This is a genomic window from Bradyrhizobium sp. UFLA05-153, from assembly GCF_054185185.1.
The window spans coordinates 1-1,083 of sequence record NZ_JBBIAM010000322.1 but is presented as its reverse complement, the minus strand read 5'-3'; the positions used below and the strand labels follow the sequence as shown (position 1 = coordinate 1,083).

Below are 1,083 nucleotides of genomic sequence, written 5' to 3'. Positions count from 1 at the left end.
TCCGGCTCTTCCGGTTCAAACCTAGCTATTCGAACAGGGCCGTCCCAAAGCTCGACAACGCATTCGTCAACGAGCTGGTCGAAAAGGACTGCCTCGCTGCGACTGCTCACAGCCGCTTGTGGCCCCAAGCAGCGGTTGCAGGACGTCTGCTATTGCGCCGCTGTCAGGGGATGAGCAGACGTCCGGCGAGCCGGCCAAAAATGACGCGAGTGACCCTGAGCCGAAAACCGCGACTAGCACCTCAAATTAGCTTTCCGGAGGGGACTGGTCCGGCTCGCCTCGACCCCGGCTCCTGACCCACACCGGCCGTTTTCGCCTGCCGCAACAACCGTTGGCAACGGTCGGATTGAGGACATTTGGCAACACTTATCGGCAATCGTCCGTTGGTAACCACCCAATAGCATTGGCTGCCACCGTTCGGCCCGGGAGGTCGTCCAACGGCGAGATTCGCTGTTGGGGAGAACCCATGAGCCATCCGCGCGACGATCGTCAGGACGATCTGTTTCGTCCATCTTTGGAGAAGATCATCAACCTTCGCCATCCGTTGGTGCGTCTGGCGGCGGAGATCGATTGGGACTTCCTGGCGGGACGCTTCAGTTCGGTCTGTCGCCTCGGGCCGGGGCAGCCACCGTTGCCGACACGATTGGTAGCCGGACTGTTCATCCTCAAGCACATGCACAATCTCTCTGACGAGGCACTGTGCGACAGGTGGGTCGAGAACCCGTATTTTCAGTATTTCTGCGGCGAGGTGGTGTTCCGGCACGACCTGCCGTTCGATCGCTCGTCGCTGACCCGCTGGCGCCAGCGGCTGGGTGAGGAGCAGATCGCCGCGCTATTGCAAGAAAGTCTCTCGGTGGCGCATCGAACTGGGGCGATCGAGACCAAAGATCTCGAGCGGGTCGTTGTGGACACCACCGTCCAGGAGAAGGCGATCGCGCATCCGAGCGATGCGCGGCTTATGCACCGGGCGATCGAGAAGCTGGTCGATTTGGCTAACCACGAGAGTGTCGAACTGCGCCAGAGCTATCTGCGCGTGGCCAAGCGCGCCGCCATCATGGTGGGGCGGTACACGCATGCCCACCA

General features: G+C 61.3%; 1 protein-coding gene. It reads left to right on the top strand.

Translation table 11 applies throughout. From position 1 onward, the window contains the following. Nucleotides 1-466 precede the first annotated feature (466 nt). Nucleotides 467-1,083 (top strand): transposase (locus Q2941_RS51665; protein WP_458197549.1); only part of this gene is annotated, 617 nt, incomplete at its 3' end.